Origin of the sequence: Nonomuraea turcica (genome assembly GCF_030718205.1) — a bacterium.
In the GTDB taxonomy this organism is placed as follows: domain Bacteria; phylum Actinomycetota; class Actinomycetes; order Streptosporangiales; family Streptosporangiaceae; genus Nonomuraea.
Genome location: NZ_JAUZQF010000094.1, coordinates 1 through 913 on the forward strand (window position 1 = coordinate 1; position 913 = coordinate 913).

The window sequence follows — 913 nt, forward strand, 5'->3', positions numbered from 1 at the left end:
TTTACGGCTCCCAGTGGGTTCGACACCTCTGCCAGGACGCGCCCGGCAAGGTGGAGGCGATCGCGTCGCGCAGCCCGGCGTGGCAGTCGGAGGTCACCATCAGCACGCCGGACAGGCCGCGGGCGACCAGGCCGCGCAGGAACGCCAGCCAGCCCGCGCCGTCCTCGCTGGACACGACGTCCAGGCCGAGGATCTCGCGCAGGCCGTCGGCGTTGACGCCGGTGGCGACCAGGGCGTGCACGGTCACCGTCCGGCCGCCCTCACGGACCTTCTGGGTGAGGGCATCGATCCAGACGAAGGTGTACGGGCCGGCGTCCAGCGGCCGGGACCGGAACTGCTCGACCATCGCTTCGAGTTCCGCGGCCATCGCCGAGACCTGCGACTTCGACAATGAGGTGATGCCCATCGCCTCGGCCAGCTTCTCCACCCGCCGCGTCGACACCCCGAGCAGGTAGCTGGTAGCCACCACACTGGTCAGCGCCCGCTCGGCCCGGCGTCGCTTGTCCAGCAGGAAGTCCGGGAAGTAGGAGCCCTGCCGTAGCCGGGGCACGGCCAGTTCGATGCTCCCGGCGCGGGTGTCCCACGGCCGGGCGCGGTAGCCGTTGCGGGTGTTGACCCGCTCGCTGCTGACCTCGCCGTAGCCGGCGCCGCACAGCTGCTCGACCTCGGCGTCCATCATCCGCTGGGCGAACTCGCGGATCATCGTCCGGAGCAGGTCCGGGCTCGCCGCAGCGAGGGTGTCTTCCAAGTACTCCCCGGCAGCGGGCACAATGTCATTGACGGCCACTTCGTCCCCTTCGTGTTGATATGAGCGAATCGAAGGATTACGGAGTGGCCGTCTCTTGTCACATGGATCTCACCCGTACCAGTCCAGGGCTTGATCACCCGCACACCATCTCCCTGGACGTGAACA

Annotated in this window: 1 pseudogene; it reads right to left on the reverse strand. The window is 68.6% G+C overall.

Annotation, left to right across the window (positions count from 1 at the left end):
• Positions 1 to 10: 10 nt before the first annotated feature.
• A pseudogene (locus tag Q9G87_RS60350) lies at positions 11 to 772 on the reverse strand (IS256 family transposase); the annotation flags it as partial.
• Positions 773 to 913: the final 141 nt, after the last annotated feature.